Origin of the sequence: uncultured Bacteroides sp. (assembly GCF_949298305.1) — a bacterium.
Taxonomy (GTDB): domain Bacteria; phylum Bacteroidota; class Bacteroidia; order Bacteroidales; family Bacteroidaceae; genus Bacteroides.
The window spans coordinates 1-22,266 of the sequence record NZ_CASFWU010000002.1; the positions used below are offsets into that span (position 1 = coordinate 1).

Here is a 22,266-nt window from a genome sequence, read left to right on the forward strand (position 1 = left end):
GTGCTGGCTGCCTTTGCGCTGGGGGCGGAGGGCGTGCAGATGGGCACCCGGTTTGCCATCACGCAAGAGAGCTCGGCAAACGTCCGTTTCAAGGAGCTGTGTGCCGGCCTGCGTGAAGGAGATACGATGCTGTCGCTGAAAAAACTGTCGCCGACCCGGTTGATAAAGAACGGCTTCTTCCGTCAGATGGAAGAGGCGGAGAACAGGGGCGCTTCTGCCGAAGAGCTGAAAGAACTCATCGGCTTCGGGCGGACGAGAAAAGGCATCTTTGAAGGGGACCTGGAAGACGGGGAACTTGAAATCGGGCAGATTTCGTCTGTGATTGATGATGTTCCTACGGTTCAGGAGGTTTTTGACAGCCTGCTGGCGGAATACCGTGCGCAATTCGCGCGTCTGGCCGAGATGTAGGCGGCCGCTTGAAGCCGGCCCGTCAATATGGTGCATCACTGGCTCTTAAAAATAATTTGCAGAAGGTTTTTTTGTTATTTGAAAGAATAACACTAATTTTGCGCACTCTTTTGGAGATTATTGGAATATAGTATAAATCAAATAAATAATTGTCACGATGAACGTTTCATTGCAAAACATTGATAAGGTAAGCGCGCTGCTTACCGTGAAGCTTGAGAAGGCTGACTACCAGGAGAAGGTGGAAAAGGCATTGAAGTCTTTCCGCCAGAAGGCTCAGATGCCGGGTTTCCGCAAAGGTATGGTACCGATGAGTCTCGTAAAGAAAATGTATGGCAAATCGGCCATGGCTGAGGAAGTGAACAAACTGCTTTCGGAGGCAGTGTACAAATATATCCAGGACAACAACGTGAACATCCTGGGCGAGCCGCTGCCCAATGAGGACAAGCAGCCGGAAATAGACTTCGGCACGATGGAGGACTTTGAATTCCTGTTTGACATTGCGCTGGCTCCCGAGTTTGAAGTTGCCGTGAGCGCTGCCGATAAGGTGGACTATTACGACATTGAAGTGACCGACGAAATGGTGAACAACCAGGTGAAGGCTTACACGCAGCGCAACGGCAAGTACGATAAGGTGGAAGAATATGCCGACAACGACATGCTGAAGGGCTTGCTGGCCGAGCTGAACGAAGATGGCAGCACCAAAGAGGGCGGCATTCAGGTGGAAGGCGCCGTGATGATGCCTATGTATATGAAGAACGATGAACAGAAGGCCATCTTTGCCAATGCGAAGGTGAACGATGTGCTGGTGTTCAACCCGCATAAGGCTTGGGACGGCAATCCGGCCGAAATGGCTTCGCTGCTGAAGATTGACAAGGAGGCTGCCGCCAATGTAAAGGCTGACTTCAGCTTCCAGGTTGAGGAAATCACCCGCTTTGTAGAAGGTGAGCTGAACCAGGAAATCTTTGACCAGGTGTTTGGCGAAGGCGTAGTGAAGACTGAAGAGGAATTCCGCGCCAAAGTGAAAGAGGTTCTTGCCAAGCAGTTTGCTACGGACAGTGACTACAAGTTCCTGATTGACCTGCGCAAGGTGTTGATGGAGAAGGTCGGAAAGCTGGAATTCCCCGATGCTTTGCTGAAGCGTATCATGCTGCTGAACAATGCCGACAAGGGCGAGAAGTTCGTAGAGGAGAATTACGATAAGAGCATTGAGGAGCTGACCTGGCACCTGATTAAGGAACAGCTCGTGAAGGCTAACGATATCAAGGTTGAGCAGGAAGACATTACCAACATGTCCAAAGAGGTTACGCGTGCGCAGTTCGCCCAGTACGGCATGCTCAACGTGCCCGATGAAATTCTGGAGAACTATTCCAAGGAGATGCTCAAGAAAAAGGAAAGCATCGAAGGCCTTGTGAACCGCGTGATTGAGGTGAAGCTGACAGCAGCCTTGAAGCCTCAGGTGACACTGAAGCACAAGAGCATTACGGCTGCCGACTTCAACAAGATGTTTGAGTAAGAAACAGCTGCAAGATACAAGTTGCGGGGGAGCGGCGCTGAAACACCGCTTGCAGTCCGTAACCCCGTAACAGAAAAACAGGGGGCGTTTGAAAAACTTTTCAAACGCCCCCTGTTTTTTTTGTGTCTCTCTATTCTTTTTTGTTCCTTTGCACCCGCAATTTAAAATAGTAAGATTATGGATGATTTTAGAAAGTATGCCACCAAGCATCTGGGCATGAACAGTCTTGTGCTGGATGATGTTATCAAGTCGCAAGCCGGTTATTTGAACCCATACATCTTGGAAGAACGCCAGCTTAATGTAACGCAGCTGGACGTGTTTTCACGACTGATGATGGACCGCATCATCTTTTTGGGCACACAGATTGATGACTATACAGCCAACACGCTTCAGGCTCAGCTGCTGTATCTTGACTCGGTGGATCCGGGTAAGGATATCTCTATTTATATCAACTCTCCCGGCGGGTCGGTGTATGCCGGATTGGGCATTTACGACACCATGCAGTTCATCAGCAGCGATGTGGCTACCATCTGCACGGGTATGGCGGCCAGCATGGCGGCCGTGTTGCTGGTGGCAGGAGCCGAGGGCAAGCGTTCGGCGCTGACGCATTCGCGCGTGATGATTCATCAGCCCATGGGCGGTGCGCAGGGACAGGCGTCGGACATTGAGATTACGGCCCGCGAAATCCAGAAACTGAAGAAAGAACTCTATACCATCATTGCCGACCACTCGCATACGCCGTTTGACAAGGTGTGGGCCGACTCTGACCGTGACTACTGGATGACGGCCCAGGAGGCCAAGGAATATGGCATGGTGGATGAAGTGTTGATTAAGAAATAAGTATGGCAGACTCAAAACGAACCAAAAACAGATGCAGCTTTTGCGGACGTACGGAAGATGAAGTGGGCTTTCTCATCACGGGAATGAACGGCTTCATCTGCGACAGTTGTGCCACGCAGGCATACGAAATCACACAGGAAGCCATGAACGCCCATAAAGGCGGCGCGGCCAGGCTGAACCTGAAGGAACTGCCCAAGCCGATGGAGATCAAGAACTTCCTGGACCAGTATGTCATCGGACAGGACGATGCCAAGCGTTTCCTTTCGGTGTCGGTCTACAATCACTACAAACGTCTGCTGCAGAAAGATGAGGGCGATGATGTGGAGATTGAAAAGTCGAACATCATCATGGTGGGCAGTACAGGTACCGGGAAAACGCTGCTGGCGCGTACCATTGCCAAGCTGCTGCATGTGCCTTTCACCATTGTGGACGCTACGGTACTGACCGAGGCTGGCTACGTGGGCGAGGACATTGAGAGTATCCTTACACGCCTGTTGCAGGTGGCCGACTATAACGTGCCCCTGGCAGAGCAGGGCATTGTCTTCATTGACGAGATAGACAAGATAGCCCGCAAGGGCGACAATCCTTCCATCACCCGCGACGTGAGCGGCGAAGGCGTGCAGCAGGGCTTGCTGAAGCTGCTGGAAGGCTCGGTGGTGAACGTGCCTCCCCAGGGCGGACGCAAGCACCCCGACCAGAAGATGATTCCGGTGAATACGAAGAACATCCTGTTTATCTGCGGCGGTGCCTTCGACGGTATCGAGAAGAAGATTGCGCAGCGCCTGAACACCCATGTGGTGGGCTACAATGCCGTGCGCAACACGGCTGTCGTAGACCGTGGCAACATGATGCAGTACATTGCTCCGCAAGACCTGAAGGCTTTCGGGCTGATTCCTGAAATCATCGGCCGTCTGCCGGTGCTTACTTATCTGAATCCGTTGGACCGCAATGCCTTGCGTGCCATCTTGACGGAACCCAAAAATTCCATTATCCGGCAGTATGTCAAACTGTTCGAGATGGATGGCGTGGAGCTGACTTTCGAGGATGCTGTCTACGAATACATTGTAGACAAGGCCATTGAATACAAGCTGGGAGCACGAGGACTGCGCTCCATTGTGGAGACCATCATGATGGATGCCATGTTTGAAATCCCTTCCGAGGAACGCAAAAGTTTTGTCGTAACCTTGGAATACGCCAAGCAACAGCTGGAAAAGGCGAATGTGGCACGGCTGCAAAATGCTTAAAATCAGAAAGGTAATGTGGTGCTGACGTTTTTTTTCGTGTCTGTATAAAAAATATTCGGCAGATTATGCTTGAAATTTAAGAAGTTGTTTATAACTTTGTTAGGGTTCTTTGTAACAAAGGGTACATGGATGTGCCGCGATTATACTGATAATTTAATAAACAACCTTATTTAAATCATGGCAGGGAAGAATATTAATTTGACAGACCAGCTGAAGAAATACTTCGGGTTCGACACATTTAAAGGAAATCAGGAGGCTATTATAGAAAATCTGCTGGCAGGCAACGATACGTTCGTGCTGATGCCTACCGGCGGAGGAAAGTCTTTGTGCTATCAGTTGCCCTCTTTGTTGATGGAGGGAACGGCCATTGTCATTTCTCCCCTGATTGCCCTGATGAAGAACCAGGTCGACGCGATGCGCAACTTCAGCGAAGAAGATGGCGTGGCACACTTCATCAACTCTTCCCTGAACAAAAGCGCGATAGATCAGGTGAAGTCCGATATCCTGGCAGGAAAGACCAAGCTGCTTTATGTGGCTCCGGAGTCGCTGACCAAGGAAGAGTATGTGGACTTCCTGAAAACGGTGAAGATTTCTTTCTATGCCGTGGATGAGGCTCATTGTATCTCGGAGTGGGGACATGACTTCCGCCCGGAATACCGCCGCATCCGCCCCATTATCAATGAAATCGGAAAAGCGCCGCTGATAGCGCTGACCGCAACCGCCACGCCGAAGGTGCAGCATGACATCCAAAAGAACCTGGGAATGGTAGACGCGCAGGTGTTCAAGTCGTCGTTCAACCGTCCGAATCTCTATTACGAGGTACGGCCCAAGACTGCGAACATCGACAAGGACATCATCAAGTTCATCAAGAACAATCCCGAAAAGTCGGGTATCATCTATTGTCTGAGCCGGAAGAAAGTGGAAGAGCTGGCGGAAATCCTACAGGCCAACGGCATCAATGCGCGGCCCTATCACGCCGGCATGGATTCGGCCACCCGCACGCAGAACCAGGACGACTTCCTGATGGAGAAGATAGACGTCATTGTGGCAACCATTGCCTTTGGCATGGGCATTGACAAGCCCGATGTGCGCTACGTCATCCACTACGACATCCCCAAGAGCCTGGAGGGCTACTATCAGGAGACAGGACGTGCCGGACGCGACGGAGGCGAGGGGCAGTGCATTACCTTCTATACCAACAAAGACCTGCAGAAACTGGAGAAGTTCATGCAGGGAAAGCCTGTGGCAGAGCAGGAAATTGGCAAGCAACTTCTGCTGGAAACCGCTGCCTATGCCGAATCTTCCGTATGCCGCCGAAAAACGCTCTTGCACTATTTCGGCGAAGAGTACACGGAGGATAATTGTGGAAACTGTGACAATTGTTTAAATCCGAAAAAACAAGTGGAAGCTCAAGATTTATTGTGTACCGTCATTGAAGCCGTGCTTGCGGTGAAGGAAAATTTCAAGGCGGACTATATCATAGATGTCATACAGGGAAAGGAAACCTCGGAGGTGCAGGCCCATCTGCACGAAGACCTCGAGGTGTTCGGTTCCGGTATGGGCGAAGAAGACAAGACATGGAATGCCGTCATCCGTCAGGCACTGATTGCCGGCTATCTGAGTAAGGATGTGGAAAACTACGGACTGCTCAAGGTGACAGACGAAGGCAGGAAGTTCCTGAAGCACCCCAAATCGTTCAAGATTGTCGAAGATACGGACTTTGAGGAGATGGAGGAGGAAGCTCCGATGCGGGGCGGTGGCTCCTGCGCCGTAGACCCCGCGCTCTACTCGATGCTGAAGGACTTGCGCAAGAAACTGTCCAAGCAGTTGGAAGTGCCGCCTTACGTCATCTTCCAGGATCCTTCGCTGGAAGCCATGGCTACCATCTATCCCATTACGCTGGAAGAGTTGCAGAACATTCCAGGCGTAGGAGCGGGAAAGGCCAAGCGTTATGGAGAGGAATTCTGCAAGCTCATCAAGCGGCACTGCGAGGAGAACGAGATAGAACGTCCCGAAGACCTGCGCGTGCGCACCGTGGCCAACAAGTCCAAGATGAAGGTGGCCATCATACAGGCCATCGACCGTAAGGTCGCGCTGGACGACATAGCCGTGTCCAAGGGCATTGAGTTCGACGAGTTGCTGGACGAGATAGAGGCCATCGTCTATTCGGGCACCAAACTGAACATCGACTACTTCCTGGAGGAAATCATGGACGAGGACCACATGCTCGACATTTATGATTACTTCAAGGAATCTACTACCGACGACATTGAGGAGGCTCTGGAAGAACTGGGCGATGACTTTACCGAGGAAGAAGTGCGGTTGGTGCGCATCAAGTTCATTTCCGAAATGGCCAACTAAGCCTGCGGCTTCTGCCCGCGCGGCGGAGGCGTGCAGAACCTGAATGCGGCGAACGGCTTTGGGGAGTCAAGAAGCAAAGCATACCCTCTTGCATAGGAGAGAGGGGTTGGCGGATTTGCTTCTTGACTCTTTTTTTGTGTTTGGCGGTGTAGGCGCTCCGCCGCCTGTGTGCCGGGGCTGCAGAATGGGGACTTGCGCTAACCCGCTCGTTTCGAGCGGATAGCGAGGAGGCGTGAAAGGAGGATGGAGGAGCGTGTATGGGCTTCCTGGAGCATGCCTGCACGGTCTGCGGACGATGCTTGCACGGTCCGTGGACGATGCTTGCACGGTTCGTGGAGCATGCAAGCATCGTCCGCAGGCCGTGCAAACGTGCTTGCCGGACTGTAAATCCGCGAACTCGCCGGCTCGATAGCTGTCAGTCTGACGGAGGCATGTCCTGTTCAAATTCCGGAGGCAAATTTCTTGGGACCGGTTGAGGTATGGCGCGGCCGGCAGGTAAAGTCGATGCGCCAGTCCCGTCCTGCGCAATCGCTGTCTTCAAAATCTTGGCTCCCCCGAGGCGGGCGGCGTTTCCTTGGGGCTCTGCATGTCTGGCATTGCCGGTTTCCGGTCCGGTAAATTCGGAACTTGAGTATTCTGAAATTCGTTTAAAAAAATGGCAGACCTCTTCTCTCTCTTGAATAAAAAACGTATATTTGCACGCAATAAAATTAAAAGCATTCTCCTATGTCATTTATTGCTGATAAGATTGTTATGGACGGATTGACATACGACGACGTATTGTTGATTCCCGCTTATTCCGAAGTACTTCCCAAAACCGTCGAGCTCTCGACGAAGTTTTCAAGAAACATTGAGCTGAAAATTCCTTTCGTGACCGCCGCCATGGATACGGTGACCGAGGCAAAGATGGCCATTGCCATTGCACGCGAAGGAGGCATCGGCGTGATTCACAAGAATATGTCCATTGAGGAACAGGCCCGTCAGGTGGCTATCGTGAAGCGTGCCGAGAACGGTATGATTTACGACCCTGTGACCATCAAGCGGGGCTCTACCGTGGCCGACGCTCTGGACCTGATGGCCGAGTACAAGATTGGAGGTATTCCCGTAGTGGACGACGAAGGCCACCTGGTGGGCATCGTGACCAATCGTGACCTCCGTTTCGAGAAAGACCACAGCAAGCGGATTGACGAGGTGATGACCAAAGAGAATATCGTAACGACCAACCAGACTACCGACCTGGAAGCCGCCGCCCAAATCCTGCAGGAGCATAAGATTGAAAAACTGCCGGTGGTGGACAAGGACAACAAACTGGTCGGCCTGATTACTTATAAGGATATTACGAAAGCCAAGGACAAACCCATGGCCTGCAAGGATGCCAAGGGCCGCCTGCGCGTAGCAGCCGGCGTGGGCGTTACGGCCGACACGCTCGACCGTATGCGTGCACTGGTTGAGGCCGGTGCGGATGCCATCGTGATTGACACGGCTCACGGACACTCCATGTACGTGATTGAGAAACTGAAGGAAGCCAAGAAATATTTCCCCAACATCGATATCGTAGTGGGCAACATCGCTACCGGCGAAGCTGCCAAGGCGCTGGTTGAAGCCGGTGCCGACGGCGTGAAGGTGGGCATCGGTCCGGGTTCCATCTGTACCACCCGTGTGGTGGCCGGCGTGGGTGTACCCCAGCTGACGGCCGTGTACGACGTGGCCAAGGCGCTGGAAGGCACCGGCGTGCCTCTGATTGCCGACGGCGGCCTGCGCTATTCGGGCGATGTGGTGAAGGCGCTGGCAGCCGGCGGCTGGAGCGTGATGATTGGTTCGCTGGTGGCCGGAACGGAAGAATCGCCGGGCGACACCATCATCTTCAACGGACGTAAGTTCAAGTCCTACCGCGGCATGGGTTCGCTGGAGGCCATGGAAAACGGCTCGAAAGACCGTTACTTCCAGAGCGGTACCAGCGATGTGAAGAAACTGGTGCCCGAAGGAATCGCTGCCCGTGTGCCCTACAAAGGTACGCTGTACGAGGTAATCTATCAGCTGGTGGGCGGTCTGCGTGCCGGTATGGGTTACTGTGGAGCACCCAATATCGAGAAGCTGCACGATGCCAAGTTTACCCGCATCACCAATGCAGGTGTGCTGGAAAGCCATCCGCACGATGTGGCCATCACCAGCGAGGCTCCTAACTACAGCCGTCCTGAATAATTGTTTGCCTGCATGGCCGAACAACCGAGGCATGCAGGCGTTAATTCTGTAAATCTTGTGTCCGCGAAAGGCGGAACGTCAGGCGGACACAGGGCCGATAAGATGAAACTGAACGCCCGGGGAGTATATGTGCCGTATGCTTTTCGGGCTTTCTCGTCGGAACGGGTATGGGAAAGAAATACAAAATGAATTGAATATAAAACAGGTTAGTATGTCGATAAACCGTTGGTTGTGGATGGGCCTGCTGCTGGCCGGCTTGTCGCTGCACGCGCAGCAAAGTCCTACGCTGGTGCGTATCAATGGAAAACAGGTGAGCCTGTCGGAGTTTGAACAGGCCTGCCGCGAGAATGCCGCCCTTTCGGCTTGGAGGCAGAGGCCGCTGAAGGAGCGTGTGGACCGCTTTGTGGACTTCAAGCTGAAGGTCGCTGCGGCAGAGGCTGTGGGGCTGGACACCTTGCCCGAATTTCGCAACCGGATGGAAGCCTATCGTAACGGGCTGCTCCGCGCTTGTCTGACTGACGGGAAGGCGGCGGAGCAGGCGGCACAGGAAGAGTATAGCCGCATGCAGACGCGTGGAGGACGCATACGGGTCAGCCAGATATGTTGCTATCTTCCGCAGAATGTCTCAAGAAACGCATTGCGGCGGGCCGAGCAGCGCATGGATTCCATCTATCAGGCCTTGCGGGGCGGCGCGTCGTTTGCAGAGTGTGTCAGGCGGTTTTCGGATGAAAAGGAAACTTGCTGGATAAGCCGCTTGCAGGTGCCGGCCGAGTTTGAGGACTCGGTGCGGGTGCTGGGGTGCGGACAGTTCTCACGTCCGTTCTACACACCGCTGGGGCTGCACATCGTCAAGGTGCTGGAGCGGGAGGATATGCCTTCTTTCGATGAGGTGAAGGAACAGATTGCCTGTGGACAGGCCAGACGTTATGCGTCAGACCGCGGAAGCGCGGCCCGTGTGGAGAGCCTGATGGCCGAGTATGGCTATGTGCCCGACGAGGCCGCTATGGATGAACTCTGTCGCCGGGGACATACCGGGCGTACGTTGTTCACCCTGGACGGCAAGCCTTATACGGGGGCGGACTTTGCCCTGTTTGCGGCGGCATATCCCGGCGGTGTACGCATGCAGTTGGGGAACTTTGTCGCCAAGTCCGTGCTGGACTGTGCAAATCTGTGTCTGGAACACTCGCACCCCGAACTTTGCAGGCGGTTGCAGGAGTACAGAGACAGTCTGCTGGTGCACGAAATCAGTGAGCGTGAGATGTACGGAAAACGCTACTGGAACGACGAACTCCTGCAGGCCTATTACGAAGCGCATCGCCCCAATTATTATTGGGAGGATGTCCGTTACAAGGGCATTGTGATTCATGGGGTGAACAAGCGGGTGGCCAAGCGGGCGCGCAAGCTCCTGAAGAAACTGCCCGAAGAGGAATGGCAGGATGCTATCCGGCTGACTTTCAATGCGGACGGGCAGTCGCAGATTGTGGCAGAGCAAGGCGTTTTTGCGCCCGGCGACAATCCGTATGTAGACCATCTGGTGTTCAAGAAGGCCGAGGCTGCTGCCAAGGACGCCTATCCCTTCACAGTGGTGCTGGGCGAGAAGATGAAGGGGCCGGAAGACTATCAGGAGGTGTACGACCGGTTGGTGGCCGATTATCAGAGTGACTTGGAGAGGCGATGGTTGTCCAAACTGCGTGCGGCAAGTAAGGTTGAAATTAACCAAGAGGTTTTAAAAACCGTTAATAATCACTGATGCAACCGATTAAAGCACTATCTTCGTAACTTAAAATGTAAATATCGGTTGGCAATGCGGACAGTTTGCTTTGGGATTCTCGTTTTTCTGCTCTGTGTGTCGTGCGGCAGTAAGTACGACCATAAGGGAAAGACTCCCCTGGTGGAGTTGGACGGCAACTTCCTCTATCGGGAAGACTTGCAGTCGGTGCTTCCTCCCGGTTTGTCGAGCGATGACAGCCTGTTGTTTGCCGAGCATTACATCCGCAATTGGGTGGAAGATGTGTTGCTCTACGACAAGGCGCAGAGCAACATCCCCAACAGCGGAGAGATAGACTTGCTGGTGGAAAACTACCGCAAAGCCTTGATTATGCATACGTACCAGCAGGAACTGATACATCAGAAGCTGAGTGATGAAATAACGGAAACAGAACTGGCCGACTATTACAACAAGAACCAGGAGCTTTTCAAGCTGGAACGACCCTTGATAAAGGGCCTGTTCATCAAGGTGCCCCTGACGGCTCCCCAGTTATCCAGTGTCCGCCGCTGGTACAAAACGGAGACACAGGACGCCGTAGAACATCTGGAGAAATACCAGATGCAGAATGCCGTGAAGTACGAGTACTTCTACGACCGGTGGATACCGGTCTCCGAGGTTCTTGACCTCTTGCCTTTGCAGGAGGGTGATGCGGAAGAATACCTCAACAAAAACCGCCATGTGGAACTGAAGGATTCAGCCTTTTACTATTTCCTGAACGTGACGGACTGCCGTCAGGCCGGTGAGCAGGAACCCTACGAATTCGCCGCCCGTCAGGTAAAGGACATGTTGCTGAATATGAAACAGGTGCAGTTCATGGAACAAGTGAAAAACGATTTGTATGAGAGAGCGGTGGAGAGGAATAGGATTAAATATTATTAGAATAAGAATGAATACGTTTATGAACTTTAGGTTTGTAGTTTTATTGGCTTTGACCCTGCTGTCCGCTTCAGCTGTCTATGGACAGGACAACGTGATTGACGAAGTGGTTTGGGTGGTAGGCGACGAGGCTATATGGAAGTCGGAAGTGGAAGAAGCCCGTATGAGTGCCTTATACGAAGGGCGCGATTTGAAAGGCGACCCGTATTGTGTGATTCCTGAAGAGATTGCCGTGCAGAAGCTGTTTCTGCATCAGGCGGCTTTGGACAGTATAGAGGTGTCCGAAAGCGAAGTCATTCAGCGGGTTGACTATATGACCAATATGTATATTGCCAACATCGGCTCGCGCGAGAAGATGGAGGAATACTTCAACAAGACTTCGACCCAGATTCGTGAGACCTTGCGTGAGAATGCACGCGAAGGACTTACCGTGCAGAAGATGCAGCAGAAACTGGTTGGCGACATTAAGGTTACGCCGGCCGAGGTCCGCCGCTACTTCCAGAAATTGCCTCAGGACAGCATTCCCTATATCCCCACACAGGTGGAGGTACAGATTATTACGCAACAGCCTAAAGTCCCTCTGGAAGAGATTGAGGACGTGAAGAGACGCCTGCGCGAATATACCGACCGCGTGAACAAGGGCGAGAGCTTTACGATGCTGGCCCGTATGTATTCCGAAGACCAGGGCTCGGCCATGAATGGCGGAGAGTTGCCTCGCTTCATGGGGCGCGCTGAGTTGGACCCGGCCTTTGCCAATGTGGCCTTCAACTTGCAAAGTCCCGACAGGGTCTCCAAGATTGTGGAGTCTGAGTTCGGTTTCCACATCATCCAGCTGATTGAGAAGCGCGGCGACCGCATCAAGGTACGTCACATCCTGCTCAAGCCTCATATTCCCGAAGAAGCGCTGATGGCGGCCAATGCACGTCTGGACTCCATTGCAGACGATATCCGCAACGGCCTGTTTACTTTTGAGGAAGCGGCTTTGAGGCTGTCTCACGACAAGGATACGCGCAACAACCACGGACTGCTGCCCAATCCGAATACCAATACCTCCAAGTTTGAAATGCAGGAGCTGCCCCCCGAAATAGCGAAAGTGGTGGATAAGATGAAGGTTGGTGAAATATCGGAAGCCTTTACTATGATTCCGGCCAATACGGGTAAGGAAGAATGTGTGATTGTGAAGCTGAAAAGCCGTATTAACGGACATAAGGCTACGGTGGCCGACGACTACCAGAACTTGAAGAACATTGTACTGGACAAGCGTCGTGAAGAGGTGCTGGACAAGTGGATTCGCGAGAAACAGAAAAACACGTATGTCCGCATCAATGACAAGTGGAAGTCAAACTGTGCATTCAAGTATCCGGGCTGGATTAAGGATTGAGTCCGTATCCGTTTGCTTTTCCGGTTTTTCCAGTGGAGAAGAGCGTTCCTGCTGATTGGGGAACGGAAGTATGGATGCATGAACTAACGAATGGAATATGAAGAAACGAATCAATGGCTTTCTATACAGGCATAGATACCTGCTGGCAGGTGTTCTATGCCTGTTTGGCGTGTGCCTGCTGGGTGCGCAGGACAGGAAAGCGGCTCCGCAGGCACCGGCAAAGAAGGCAGTGGCGGTGGCCGGGAAAGACACGACGGCACGGCCCGAAAAGAAGAAAACCCGCGTAGACCTGCTGTATGCCGACGAAGCGCAGGCCGACAAGCAGTTACGCCCCGATGTGCAGGTGCTGATAGGCTCCGTCAGGCTGAAGCACGACAGCATGTACATGTTCTGCGACAGCGCCCTGATTTACGAGAAAATCAATTCGGTGGAGGCTTTCGGCAATGTCCGCATGGAGCAGGGCGACACGCTGTTCATCTATGGTGATTATCTTTATTACGACGGCATGTCACAACTGGCCATGTTGCGCGAGAACGTGAAGATGATTAACCGCAACACCGTGCTGACCACTGACAGCCTGAACTATGACCGCCTGTACAATTTGGGCTATTATTTTGAAGGCGGTACGCTGACCGACGAGGAGAATGTGCTGACTTCCATTTGGGGTGAATACAGTCCGGCCACCAAGCTGGCCGTGTTCAACCACGATGTCAGGCTGGTGAATCCGCAGTTTATTCTGACCTCGGATACATTGAAGTACAGTACGTTTACCAAGATTGCAACGATTCTTGGACCTTCGGAAATAGTGAGCGACAAGAACCATATTTATTCCGAACGGGGCGAGTACAACACTGTAACCGAGCAGGCAGAACTGCTGGACCGTTCCGTGCTGACCAATGAGGGCAAGAAGCTGACGGGCGACAGCCTCTTTTATGACCGGGCAAAAGGCTATGGAGAAGCCTTCAACAACGTGCAGATGAACGATACCGTCAACCGCAACATGCTGACGGGCGACTATTGCTTCTACAATGAACTGACAGGTAACGCCTTGGCCACCGACAGGGCTGTTGCAGTCGATTATTCGCAGGGAGACAGCCTTTTCATGCACGGCGACACCCTGCGGCTCATCACCTACAACTTGAATACCGATTCCGTGTACCGCGAGATGCGCGCTTACCACAAAGTGCGTGCTTACCGCACGGACGTACAGGCCGTGTGCGACTCGCTGGTCTACAACTCCAAGGATTCCTGCATGACGATGTACACCGACCCCGTCTTGTGGTATGGCGAACAGCAACTGCTGGGCGAGGAAATCAAGGTCTACGTCAACGACAGTACCATAGACTGGGCGCACATCATCAACCAGGCCCTGGCGGTGGAGAAGAAAGACTCCATCCACTACAACCAGGTGACCGGCAAGGAGATGAAGGCCTATTTCATCAACGGCGAGATGCGGCAGGTAGACGTCAACGGCAACGTGCTGGTAATCTTCTATCCCGTGGAAGAACGGGACACCACACTGATGATGCTGAACTATTCGGAAGGAGGTTTTCTGCGGATGCTGCTGAAGGACCGCAAGATGGAGCAGGGAGCCTTCATCGGAAAGGCCAACGGCATTGCCTACCCGATGGACCAGATTCCGGCAGACAAGTACAAGCTGCCTCCTTTTGTGTGGCTGGAATACATGCGTCCGCTCAGCAAGGAGGACATTTTTGTGTGGAGAGGCAAAAAAGCGGACGAAATGTTGCAGAAAAGTGACCGGAAACCGGTAACTTCGCCCAGAAACATGCATATCAAACGAAATAAAAAGTAATCGCTATGGGAATGTTTACGATGCGGAAGCCACGGGGCTTCAATCATCCCTACATTTATGTAGACGAACGGAAAGAGAAGCTGGCCAAGATGGAAGAAAAGGCCAAACGCGAGCTGGGTATGCTCCCCGAGAAGGAATTCTCGCCCGAGGATATTCGGGGAAAGTTTGTTGAAAGCACCACTCACCTGAAGCGCCGCAAGGAGAGCGGGCGGAAGCCCATGCACCTTGGTCTGGCATTGGGCATCATAGCCATACTCATCTACCTGTGGTATGCCATTTCCAATGGAATCATTTAATTACGAACGAACTGTTTTTTAGTTGATGAGCGACATCATTCATTTGCTGCCCGATTCGGTGGCCAACCAGGTTGCGGCCGGAGAGGTAATCCAGCGGCCGGCTTCTGTGGTGAAGGAGCTGGTGGAAAATGCAATCGACGCAGGCGCGCAGGAAGTGCACGTGCTGGTGACTGATGCGGGAAAGACCTGCATCCAGGTTATTGATAACGGTAAAGGCATGTCGGAGACGGATGCCCGCCTCTCCTTCGAGCGTCACGCCACTTCCAAGATACGCGAGGCGGCCGACCTGTTTGCCCTGCGCACCATGGGATTCCGCGGCGAGGCGCTGGCCTCTATCGCGGCGGTGGCCGAGGTGGAACTGAAGACCCGCCAGGCCGACGAGGAACTGGGCACACGCCTGCTGATTGCCGGCTCCAAGGTGGAGAGCCAGGAGACGGTTGCCTGTCCCAAGGGCTGCAACTTCTCGGTGAAGAACCTGTTCTTCAATGTGCCGGCCCGCCGCAAGTTCCTGAAGGCCAACTCTACGGAACTCAGCAACATCCTGGCCGAGTTTGAGCGTATCGCCCTGGTGCATCCCGAAGTGGGCTTCTATCTGTACAGCAACGACACGGAACTTTTCAACCTGCCCGTCATGCCCCTGCGCCAGCGCATCCTGGCCGTGTTCGGCAAGAAGCTGAACCAGCATCTGCTCTCGGTGGAGGTGGACACTACGCTGGTGAAGATTACGGGCTACGTGGCCAAGCCCGAAACGGCCCGCAAGAAGGGGGCACACCAATACTTCTTCGTCAACGGACGCTACATGCGACATCCCTACTTCCACAAGGCGGTGATGGAAGCCTACGAGCGCCTGATTCCTGCGGGCGAGCAGATTTCCTATTTCATCTATTTCGAGGTCGACCCCGCCAACATCGACGTCAACATCCATCCCACCAAGACCGAAATCAAGTTTGAGAACGAGCAGGCCATCTGGCAAATCCTGTCGGCTGCCGTCAAGGAGTCGCTGGGCAAGTTCAGCGCCATTCCACAGATTGACTTCGATACGGAAGACATGCCGGACATTCCCGCCTTCGAGCAGAGCCGTCCGATTACGCCTCCCAAGATGAATTTCAATGCCGACTATAACCCCTTCAAGTCTTCTTCGGCTTCGTCATACGCGGGCGGAAGCTCCCGCAGCAACACCGGTTGGGAGGAGCTTTATGCCGGCCTCGGCAATGCCGCTTCGGCCGACCTGCCGGACAGCGACGGACTGGCCTCGGAGGAGGAATGGAGCATCCCCTCTGCTGCGGCTGTGGAGAGTGCCCCGGCTGACCCGCTTCCGGACGGAGGTGCCGTCACGGCTTCGCTCTATGGCACGGCTTCGGCCCTGGAGAAGGGGGCGCAGCACTTGCAGTTCAAGGGGCGTTTTATCCTTACTTCGGTAAAGTCCGGCCTGATGCTGATAGACCAGCATCGCGCCCATGTACGGGTGCTTTACGAGCGTTACATGAGCCAGATACACGAGCGTAAGGGCGTTTCGCAAGGGGTGCTTTTCCCTGAAATCATCCAGTTGCCCGCTTCCGAGGCGGCCGTGCTCGAAGGCATGTCCGAGGACTTCTCTTCCGTGGGCTTCGAGCTGACCCCGCTGGGCGGTGGCAGTTATGCCATCAACGGCATACCGGCGGGCATCGAGGGGCTGGACCCCGTGGAACTGGTGCGCAGCATGCTTCACACGGCCATGGAGAAAGGTAACGATGCGAAAGAGGAAATCCAGGGGCTGATGGCGCTGACCCTGGCTCAGGCCGCCGCCATTGTCTACGGACAGGTGCTGGGCAATGACGAGATGTCTGCTCTGGTTGACAGCCTTTTTGCCTGCCCATCGCCCAACTATACGCCGGACGGGCATACCATACTGGCCACCATCAAGGAAGAAGAGATAGAGAAGTTGTTTGCCCGGTAGAACCGCCGCCATGCAGCGGCGGCCAGGGCAGGAGTCCCCTCCTCCCGAGGGGGGATGTGGGGCGATGCCTGCCACCCGTTTGGACGATGCTTGCATGGTCTGCGGACGATGCAAGCATGGTACACGGACCGTGCAAGCACGGAGCACGGACCATGCAAGCGTGGTCCGAGCGCTGATTGTCAGGGCTGTATAAGCCCTGTCCGTGTTTTAAGACGGCCGGTGGGGGACGGGGGCGTGCTCATGGCCTCCGCCTGGCACGGATGGGGCCGGCGGTCTGGTGGAGAAAGGCTGCCTCCGTGAACTGTCGGCCAATCCGTACCTGAAAGGCCGGATAGGCCTCCTGCGTGCGTTCCTCGTCCGTCTCAGCTCCGGCTCACTTCCAGCCCTTTGCCCGAGAGGCTCATTTCCACAAACCGGGCGCGGCCGTTGGGCCGTTGTTCCGTCAGGGCTTTGCGGATGCGCAGGGCTGCGTCCGGGTCTTTCGCCACCATGTAGAGGTAGCCTCCGCCTCCGGCTCCCGGCAGCTTGTAGCCAAGGCAGAGGTCGTCCACCAGACGGGTCAGCGCCTGGATGGGCGGGGGATTGGTGCCTTCGTCCAGCAGCTGGTTCTGCTTCCACGTCTTTCTCACCAGCTTTCCGGTCTCCTCGAAGTCGTTCCGCAGGATGGCGTCGTACATGTCCATGGCGTGGCTCTTCATCTGCTCCAGCAGGTGCAGGTGCCTGTTCGAGTTGAGGAACATGCCCCGCACAATTTCCGCCAGGATGCCTTTGGCCGTCCGGGTGACGCCCGTGTAGTACAGCAGGTGGCACTTCCGGTATTCGTCGCCCGTGAACAGGAAGTCCGGCAGCCATCTGACGCCCGGCTCCTGCTGCCAGCCCGGCTGCGTTTGCAGCAGTTTGATGCCGTGAAGTATGCCGCCATACTGGTCCTGCCATCCGCCTCCGGTGGTCAGCAGTTGTTCCAGCACCAGTGTCCGGCTGCCTATGTCCTGCTTGTCCCAGTTCAGTCCGCAGAAGTCGTTCAGCGCTCCCAGCACCGTAGCGGCCAGTATGGAGCTGGTGCCCAGCCCCGAGCCGGCGGGTATGGCCGACAGCAGCGTCACCTCAAGCCCCGTACCGAATGCCTTCAGCTGTTCTTCCAGCGTGTCGTGGCGTTCCTGGGCGAAGTCGGGATGGAAGCCGGCCAGTGTCAGTGCGGCCTTCGGTATCGAGAAGGGGGAGCCCACCCGTCTGTAGTCCTGCAGCTCTTCGTAGGTGGACACGACCTCCATGGCGCCCAGGTCGATGGAGCGCAGGGTGATGCGGTGTTCTTTGGAGGGCTTGACGTAGACTTGCAGCGGCGGTTGTCCGTTCAGTTCTACGGCCAGGTTCACCACGTTTCCGCCTTCCATCAGGCTGTAGGGCGGCGTGTCTGTCCATCCGCCTGCCAGGTCGATGCGTACGGGGCTGCGTCCCCACACAATCTGGTCGGCGTAGACCGACAGCCGGGGCTGCTGCCGGTAGTCGGCGGTGCCGGTCAGTCCTTTCCTCATCAGCCCGAATGCCCGTTCTTCCATTGCTTCCGCCCCGGGTTTCCCTTCCAGCACCTTGGCGCGGAACATGGCGTCGCTGACGCGTTTCAGCAGGGGGGCATCGTTCGGAAGTTCGTCCGGCAGCCCGATGTCTCCCCGCACAAACTCTTTCGCCGCTTCCTGCAGGTCCAGTTGGTAGAACACGCTCCGTTCCTGGTTCCTGGCCAGCAGGCTCCAGTTCTGCCTGCGGAAGTCCTCCCTTTGGGCGAAGAGCCTGCGCAGGTTGGCGGAAGCCGACAGCTCGTCGGCCGAGACTTTCCGTGCCTTTGTCCAGATGTTCCTTCCGGCTTCGCCCTTTCCGCCGTCGGTCATCCATTGCAGCACGGCGCCCAGTTCGTCCGCCGAGTCTACGACGGGGAAGAGGGCCGCCGCCTGCAGGTCCTCCCGACCCCTGATGTCCTCCGCCTTCAGCCCTCTGGCCTCCAGCCATTCCGTTACCGGCCTGCCCAGGTAGAGGGTCGAGGCATCCGTCAGCGCCCCATTGAACTTGTCGTCAAATCCGTAGGGCCTTGCCGCCAGCTGGTGTCCGCCCACGGGGACTACGTCGATGCACACTCCCTCCGGCAGGTCCAGCTTCCAGTCGTTGCGCGGCACTCCGGTCACGATGTGGCGGCAGTGTAGGTGCCAGTTGCGCCCTATGTGGCTGTTTTCTATCCATATTTCTGCATTTTCCGCCGTCAGCTTGTATCCGATGTCCGCGTTCTGTACGAACATGGCCGGATGAGGCTTCACCTTGTGGTGCATGATGGCCCGCTGGTCTGTCACGCAGTTCTGCACCGCCAGTGTGGACGAAATCATTTCGCGGCTGGTGCCATAGTGGTGGAACTCTCCTCCGGGCAGGGGCAGGATGGCCACCTTCAGGCCGTTCAGCTCCTCGTCCGCAATGCGCGGATGCGCTCCCAGGGCCGGCCCGAACTCCGAATACATGTCGTAGAACTTCAGGCCGCCTTCGGGGGCTGTAGAGCGCTTCACCATCAGTTCCACCGCGCGGTCGCTGAGCAGCCAGATGCCTATGTCCATCAGGAACAGGTAGTCTTGCATCAGCCGTCCCATCTCCTCCACGCTGGGCTTTTGCAGCATGAAGTCCAGTTTCTCCGGTTCCTTGCGGGTGGACACGAATACCCCGTGGTTCTTGGCCAGTTGCGGGTCGGCCCACAGCCCGTAGCACACCACGTCCGCCTCGGGTATTTCCTGCAGCGGTTCCGTAGCCCGTATATACACGTCGCCGCTGGCTATCAGCGTATGCAGTCCCTGCGGTGCCCGTTCCATGATTTCCTCGTAGAGCGGCAGTTGCAGCGACAGCAGGGTCTGCGTCAGCCGCTGTCCTCTTGCCCAGCGGAACACCGGGATGGGGGTCAGGATTTTCCCCGAAGGCGCATAGGCGGGCAGGCGGCGGCTCTGTCCTCCCGCGTGCAGCAGGATGCGCTTCTCCCGGGCCAGCCATTCCTTCAGGCCTTGGGGGCTTTTTTCCTGTTCTTTGCAGGCGTTCAGCAGCCAGGCAGTTCCGCCGCCCGAGCCTAACTTCTTTCCCGCCGGGTCCGATGTGCAGAACCATTCCCGGCGGTCGGCATGCATGATATCGTGAAAACATTCCGTCAGGTTGGGCGGAAGTGACAATAGCTTCTTCATCGCTTTGAAATTTAAGTTTTGCAAGTTTCTGAATAGGTCGCAGTCAGGGAGTCGGGAAGTTAAGGAGTTGGGCCGATGCCTTAGTGAAAGGGATGCCGGCCATGCGCTTGAACTGTCGGCTCTAACTCCTGAGCCACTCTGGTGGGCGACAACTCCTTTCCACTCGTTCAGCTCCTGCAAGCTGGGCCTCGCCGATTTTCAATTCGCACGCGCGAAACTTGGGTCTGCAAGTTTTCGGGCAGGAATGCGGGAGGCTTTCTTGTGCGGTGCCAAGAGCCCTGAAGGACTTATCGGCTATGAAAGTAAGCATAAAAAATGGAACGGCCTCCTCTTTGCTGAAGATTTCTTTTCTCTGGGCGTTTGGGCTGCCGGTTCCAATATTTTTTCCACTTCTCCAAACCTTTTATGCTTATGGGTGTTAATTGTTTGGTTTAAATGAAAAAGAAATTACTTAACCACTTAACAATTAACATTAATATGAAAAAAATTCTGATGTTACTGGCTTTGGCCGGTTTGTCTTCTGCCGCCGTTGCGCAGCAAAAGACGCAAGTTGTAGAAGAGATTGCGATAATCCAGGTGCAGGATAAGTACCAGGTGATTACCAATCCTTTCTGGAGCAATTGGTTCTTCTCTATTGGCGGCGGTGCCGAGACAATGTATGGTGACAACGACAAGGCCGGCAGCTTTGGCCAGCGCATCAGCCCGACGCTGAATGTGGCTTTGGGTAAATGGTTCACTCCGGGGCTGGGATTGCGTCTGCAATACAGCGGCCTTCAGGCCAAGGGCTTCACTTACGACGCAAATGCTCCTTATGTGAAAGGCGCCCGTACGGACGACGGTTACTACAAGCAGCGTTTCAACTACATGAACTTGCATGGCGACGTGATGTTTAACCTGAATGCCCTCTTCGGAGGATACAACCCCGACCGCATTTATGAAATCATTCCTTATGTAGGTGCGGGTATCACACACAACTATTCGAAGCCCAAACGCGAGGCACTGGCTGTGAACGCCGGTCTTATCAACCGCTTCCGCCTGTCCAGCGCAGTAGATTTCAATATCGAACTGAGCGCTATGGGCGTTGAAGACAAGTTCGACGGTGAGGTAGGCAACAAGCACAACTACGATGCAGTGCTCAGCGCCACTGCCGGTTTCACCTATCGCTTCCCTGCCCGTGGCTTCAGCCGTCCCATGCCTCAGCTGATTTCTCAGATAGAGCTGGCTGCCATGCAGGACAAGATTGCCCGTATGGCTGCACAGAATGCCAATCTGAAGCGTGAGTTGGCACAGGCCGAGAGCCAGCAGCCGGTCGTGGCCGAAGTGAACGAAACCGAGGTGGTTGTTCCGGCCGACATTGCACCGCGCACGGTGTTCTTCAACATCGGTTCTGCCGAAATCTCTCCGCGTGAGGCTATGAACCTGTCTTACCTGGCCGACCTGATGAAGCAGTTCCCCGAAACGACTTATACCGTGAACGGCTATGCTGACTCTTCTACCGGTACTCCCGAATTCAACAAGGAGTTGAGCTTGAAACGTGCCCAGGCAGTTGTAAACGCTTTGGTGAAGAACTATGGCATCTCGGCCGACCGCCTGAAGATTGATGCCAACGGTGGCGTAGACAAGTTTGGCCAGCCCATTCTGAACCGTGTCGTACTGGTACAGTCTGCCGAATAAGCGACGCACAGGAATGTGAATCCTGATACAAGGGCCGTGCTCCATGTCAATGGAGTACGGCCTCATTGTTTTTTGTACGGCGCGGGCTGCATTTTTCGGATACCGTCATCCGTACTCACAAATAAATCATTACTTTTGCGGCAAACTGATTAATTGGAAATGTCAATGAAAGTATGCTTTAAGAAAGGAAAACAGAGTGCCTTGAAGAGCTTGTGTGTGCTTGTGGCACTTGGCGGGGCTCTTGCTTCGTGCGGTAGCGGGAGCAAGGCCGATGAGGCTTCCCAGTCTCAGGAAGAACTGATGCGGAAGGCCATCGAACTGTCGGTGGAGAATGTGAAGAACGGCGGCGGGCCTTTCGGAGCCGTCATTGTGAAGGACGGGAAGATTGTGGCCACGGGTGTAAACCGCGTGACGGCCAACAACGACCCTACAGCCCATGCCGAAGTGAGCGCCATACGCGCCGCCTGCGAGAAGCTGGGCACTTTCGACTTGAGCGGCTACGAGATTTATACCTCCTGCGAGCCGTGTCCCATGTGTCTGGGTGCCATCTACTGGGCGCATCTGGACAAGGTCTATTACGGCAACGACAAGACCGACGCCAAGGACATCGGCTTTGACGACTCCTTCATCTACGACGAACTGGAGCTGCCCTACGACCAGCGGAAACTTCCTTCCGAAGTCTTGCTGCCGGATGAGGCCATCCGTGCGTTCGACTTGTGGCGGCAGAAGGAAGACAAGGTGGAATATTGATTTC

The 22,266-nt window shown here is 54.8% G+C and carries 16 protein-coding genes; 15 read left to right on the plus strand and 1 reads right to left on the minus strand.

What is annotated here, in order from left to right; genetic code table 11:
• From Q1Y74_RS00315 to mutL, 12 genes are all read left to right on the plus strand, one after another.
• Positions 1-408, plus strand: a 408-nt coding sequence (locus tag Q1Y74_RS00315; protein ID WP_300811698.1) for a nitronate monooxygenase, incomplete at its 5' end; no start/stop codon positions are given.
• A 157-nt stretch (positions 409-565) separates the two neighbouring features.
• A complete protein-coding gene (tig, locus tag Q1Y74_RS00320) occupies positions 566-1,921 on the plus strand; it encodes a trigger factor (protein WP_300811699.1) in 1,356 nt (451 codons plus the stop codon).
• Between the two features lie 177 nt (positions 1,922-2,098).
• Positions 2,099-2,761, plus strand: coding sequence for an ATP-dependent Clp endopeptidase proteolytic subunit ClpP (gene clpP, locus Q1Y74_RS00325; RefSeq protein WP_021847796.1), 663 nt, complete (start codon positions 2,099-2,101; stop codon positions 2,759-2,761).
• A 2-nt stretch (positions 2,762-2,763) separates the two neighbouring features.
• Positions 2,764-4,005, plus strand: a complete 1,242-nt coding sequence (clpX, locus tag Q1Y74_RS00330) for an ATP-dependent Clp protease ATP-binding subunit ClpX (protein WP_300811700.1) — start codon at positions 2,764-2,766, stop codon at positions 4,003-4,005.
• 177 nt (positions 4,006-4,182) lie between these two features.
• Positions 4,183-6,366, plus strand: coding sequence for a DNA helicase RecQ (recQ, locus tag Q1Y74_RS00335; protein ID WP_300811701.1), 2,184 nt, complete (start codon positions 4,183-4,185; stop codon positions 6,364-6,366).
• A gap of 726 nt (positions 6,367-7,092) precedes the next feature.
• The gene (guaB, locus tag Q1Y74_RS00340) at positions 7,093-8,568 is read left to right on the plus strand and encodes an IMP dehydrogenase (protein ID WP_300811702.1); all 1,476 of its coding nucleotides are present in this window, start codon (positions 7,093-7,095) and stop codon (positions 8,566-8,568) included.
• A 211-nt stretch (positions 8,569-8,779) separates the two neighbouring features.
• Positions 8,780-10,318, plus strand: coding sequence for a peptidylprolyl isomerase (locus tag Q1Y74_RS00345; protein WP_300811703.1), 1,539 nt, complete (start codon positions 8,780-8,782; stop codon positions 10,316-10,318).
• Between the two features lie 54 nt (positions 10,319-10,372).
• The gene (locus tag Q1Y74_RS00350) at positions 10,373-11,215 is read left to right on the plus strand and encodes a peptidylprolyl isomerase (RefSeq protein WP_300811704.1); all 843 of its coding nucleotides are present in this window, start codon (positions 10,373-10,375) and stop codon (positions 11,213-11,215) included.
• 7 nt (positions 11,216-11,222) lie between these two features.
• A complete protein-coding gene (locus Q1Y74_RS00355) occupies positions 11,223-12,593 on the plus strand; it encodes a peptidylprolyl isomerase (RefSeq protein WP_300811705.1) in 1,371 nt (456 codons plus the stop codon).
• Between the two features lie 97 nt (positions 12,594-12,690).
• The gene (locus tag Q1Y74_RS00360; RefSeq protein WP_300811706.1) at positions 12,691-14,406 is read left to right on the plus strand and encodes an OstA-like protein; all 1,716 of its coding nucleotides are present in this window, start codon (positions 12,691-12,693) and stop codon (positions 14,404-14,406) included.
• Positions 14,407-14,411: 5 nt separating this feature from the next.
• Positions 14,412-14,702: a hypothetical protein gene (locus Q1Y74_RS00365; RefSeq protein WP_300811707.1), complete on the plus strand. Its 291-nt coding sequence runs from the start codon at positions 14,412-14,414 to the stop codon at positions 14,700-14,702.
• Between the two features lie 25 nt (positions 14,703-14,727).
• Positions 14,728-16,638, plus strand: a complete 1,911-nt coding sequence (gene mutL, locus Q1Y74_RS00370) for a DNA mismatch repair endonuclease MutL (protein ID WP_300811708.1) — start codon at positions 14,728-14,730, stop codon at positions 16,636-16,638.
• Between the two features lie 362 nt (positions 16,639-17,000).
• Here the strand turns inward: mutL and Q1Y74_RS00375 are convergent, their stop codons facing one another.
• Positions 17,001-19,838 carry a bifunctional fucokinase/fucose-1-phosphate guanylyltransferase gene (locus Q1Y74_RS00375; protein WP_300811709.1) on the minus strand — a complete coding sequence of 946 codons (2,838 nt, stop codon included), beginning with the start codon at positions 19,836-19,838 and terminating at the stop codon, positions 17,001-17,003.
• Between Q1Y74_RS00375 and Q1Y74_RS00380 the strand changes: the two genes are divergently transcribed.
• The 3 genes from Q1Y74_RS00380 (at position 19,810) to Q1Y74_RS00390 (ending at position 22,262) form a co-directional block, all read left to right on the plus strand.
• Positions 19,810-20,277: a hypothetical protein gene (locus Q1Y74_RS00380; protein WP_300811710.1), complete on the plus strand. Its 468-nt coding sequence runs from the start codon at positions 19,810-19,812 to the stop codon at positions 20,275-20,277. The genes Q1Y74_RS00375 and Q1Y74_RS00380 overlap by 29 nt on opposite strands.
• 38 nt (positions 20,278-20,315) lie before the next feature.
• Positions 20,316-21,512, plus strand: a complete 1,197-nt coding sequence (locus Q1Y74_RS00385) for an OmpA family protein (protein ID WP_300811711.1) — start codon at positions 20,316-20,318, stop codon at positions 21,510-21,512.
• A gap of 201 nt (positions 21,513-21,713) precedes the next feature.
• Positions 21,714-22,262, plus strand: coding sequence for a nucleoside deaminase (locus tag Q1Y74_RS00390; RefSeq protein ID WP_366914062.1), 549 nt, complete (start codon positions 21,714-21,716; stop codon positions 22,260-22,262).
• Positions 22,263-22,266 lie beyond the last annotated feature (4 nt).

Excerpts from the sequence above, each read along its gene's own strand:
- tig (WP_300811699.1), top strand. The coding sequence starts at position 566 with ATGAACGTTTCATTGCAAAACATTGATAAGGTAAGCGCGCTGCTTACC.
- clpP (WP_021847796.1), top strand. The coding sequence starts at position 2,099 with ATGGATGATTTTAGAAAGTATGCCACCAAGCATCTGGGCATGAACAGT.
- clpX (WP_300811700.1), top strand. The coding sequence starts at position 2,764 with ATGGCAGACTCAAAACGAACCAAAAACAGATGCAGCTTTTGCGGACGT.
- recQ (WP_300811701.1), top strand. The coding sequence starts at position 4,183 with ATGGCAGGGAAGAATATTAATTTGACAGACCAGCTGAAGAAATACTTC.
- guaB (WP_300811702.1), top strand. The coding sequence starts at position 7,093 with ATGTCATTTATTGCTGATAAGATTGTTATGGACGGATTGACATACGAC.
- Q1Y74_RS00345 (WP_300811703.1), top strand. The coding sequence starts at position 8,780 with ATGTCGATAAACCGTTGGTTGTGGATGGGCCTGCTGCTGGCCGGCTTG.
- Q1Y74_RS00350 (WP_300811704.1), top strand. The coding sequence starts at position 10,373 with ATGCGGACAGTTTGCTTTGGGATTCTCGTTTTTCTGCTCTGTGTGTCG.
- Q1Y74_RS00355 (WP_300811705.1), top strand. The coding sequence starts at position 11,223 with ATGAATACGTTTATGAACTTTAGGTTTGTAGTTTTATTGGCTTTGACC.
- Q1Y74_RS00360 (WP_300811706.1), top strand. The coding sequence starts at position 12,691 with ATGAAGAAACGAATCAATGGCTTTCTATACAGGCATAGATACCTGCTG.
- Q1Y74_RS00365 (WP_300811707.1), top strand. The coding sequence starts at position 14,412 with ATGGGAATGTTTACGATGCGGAAGCCACGGGGCTTCAATCATCCCTAC.
- mutL (WP_300811708.1), top strand. The coding sequence starts at position 14,728 with ATGAGCGACATCATTCATTTGCTGCCCGATTCGGTGGCCAACCAGGTT.
- Q1Y74_RS00375 (WP_300811709.1), bottom strand. The coding sequence starts at position 19,838 with ATGAAGAAGCTATTGTCACTTCCGCCCAACCTGACGGAATGTTTTCAC.
- Q1Y74_RS00385 (WP_300811711.1), top strand. The coding sequence starts at position 20,316 with ATGAAAAAAATTCTGATGTTACTGGCTTTGGCCGGTTTGTCTTCTGCC.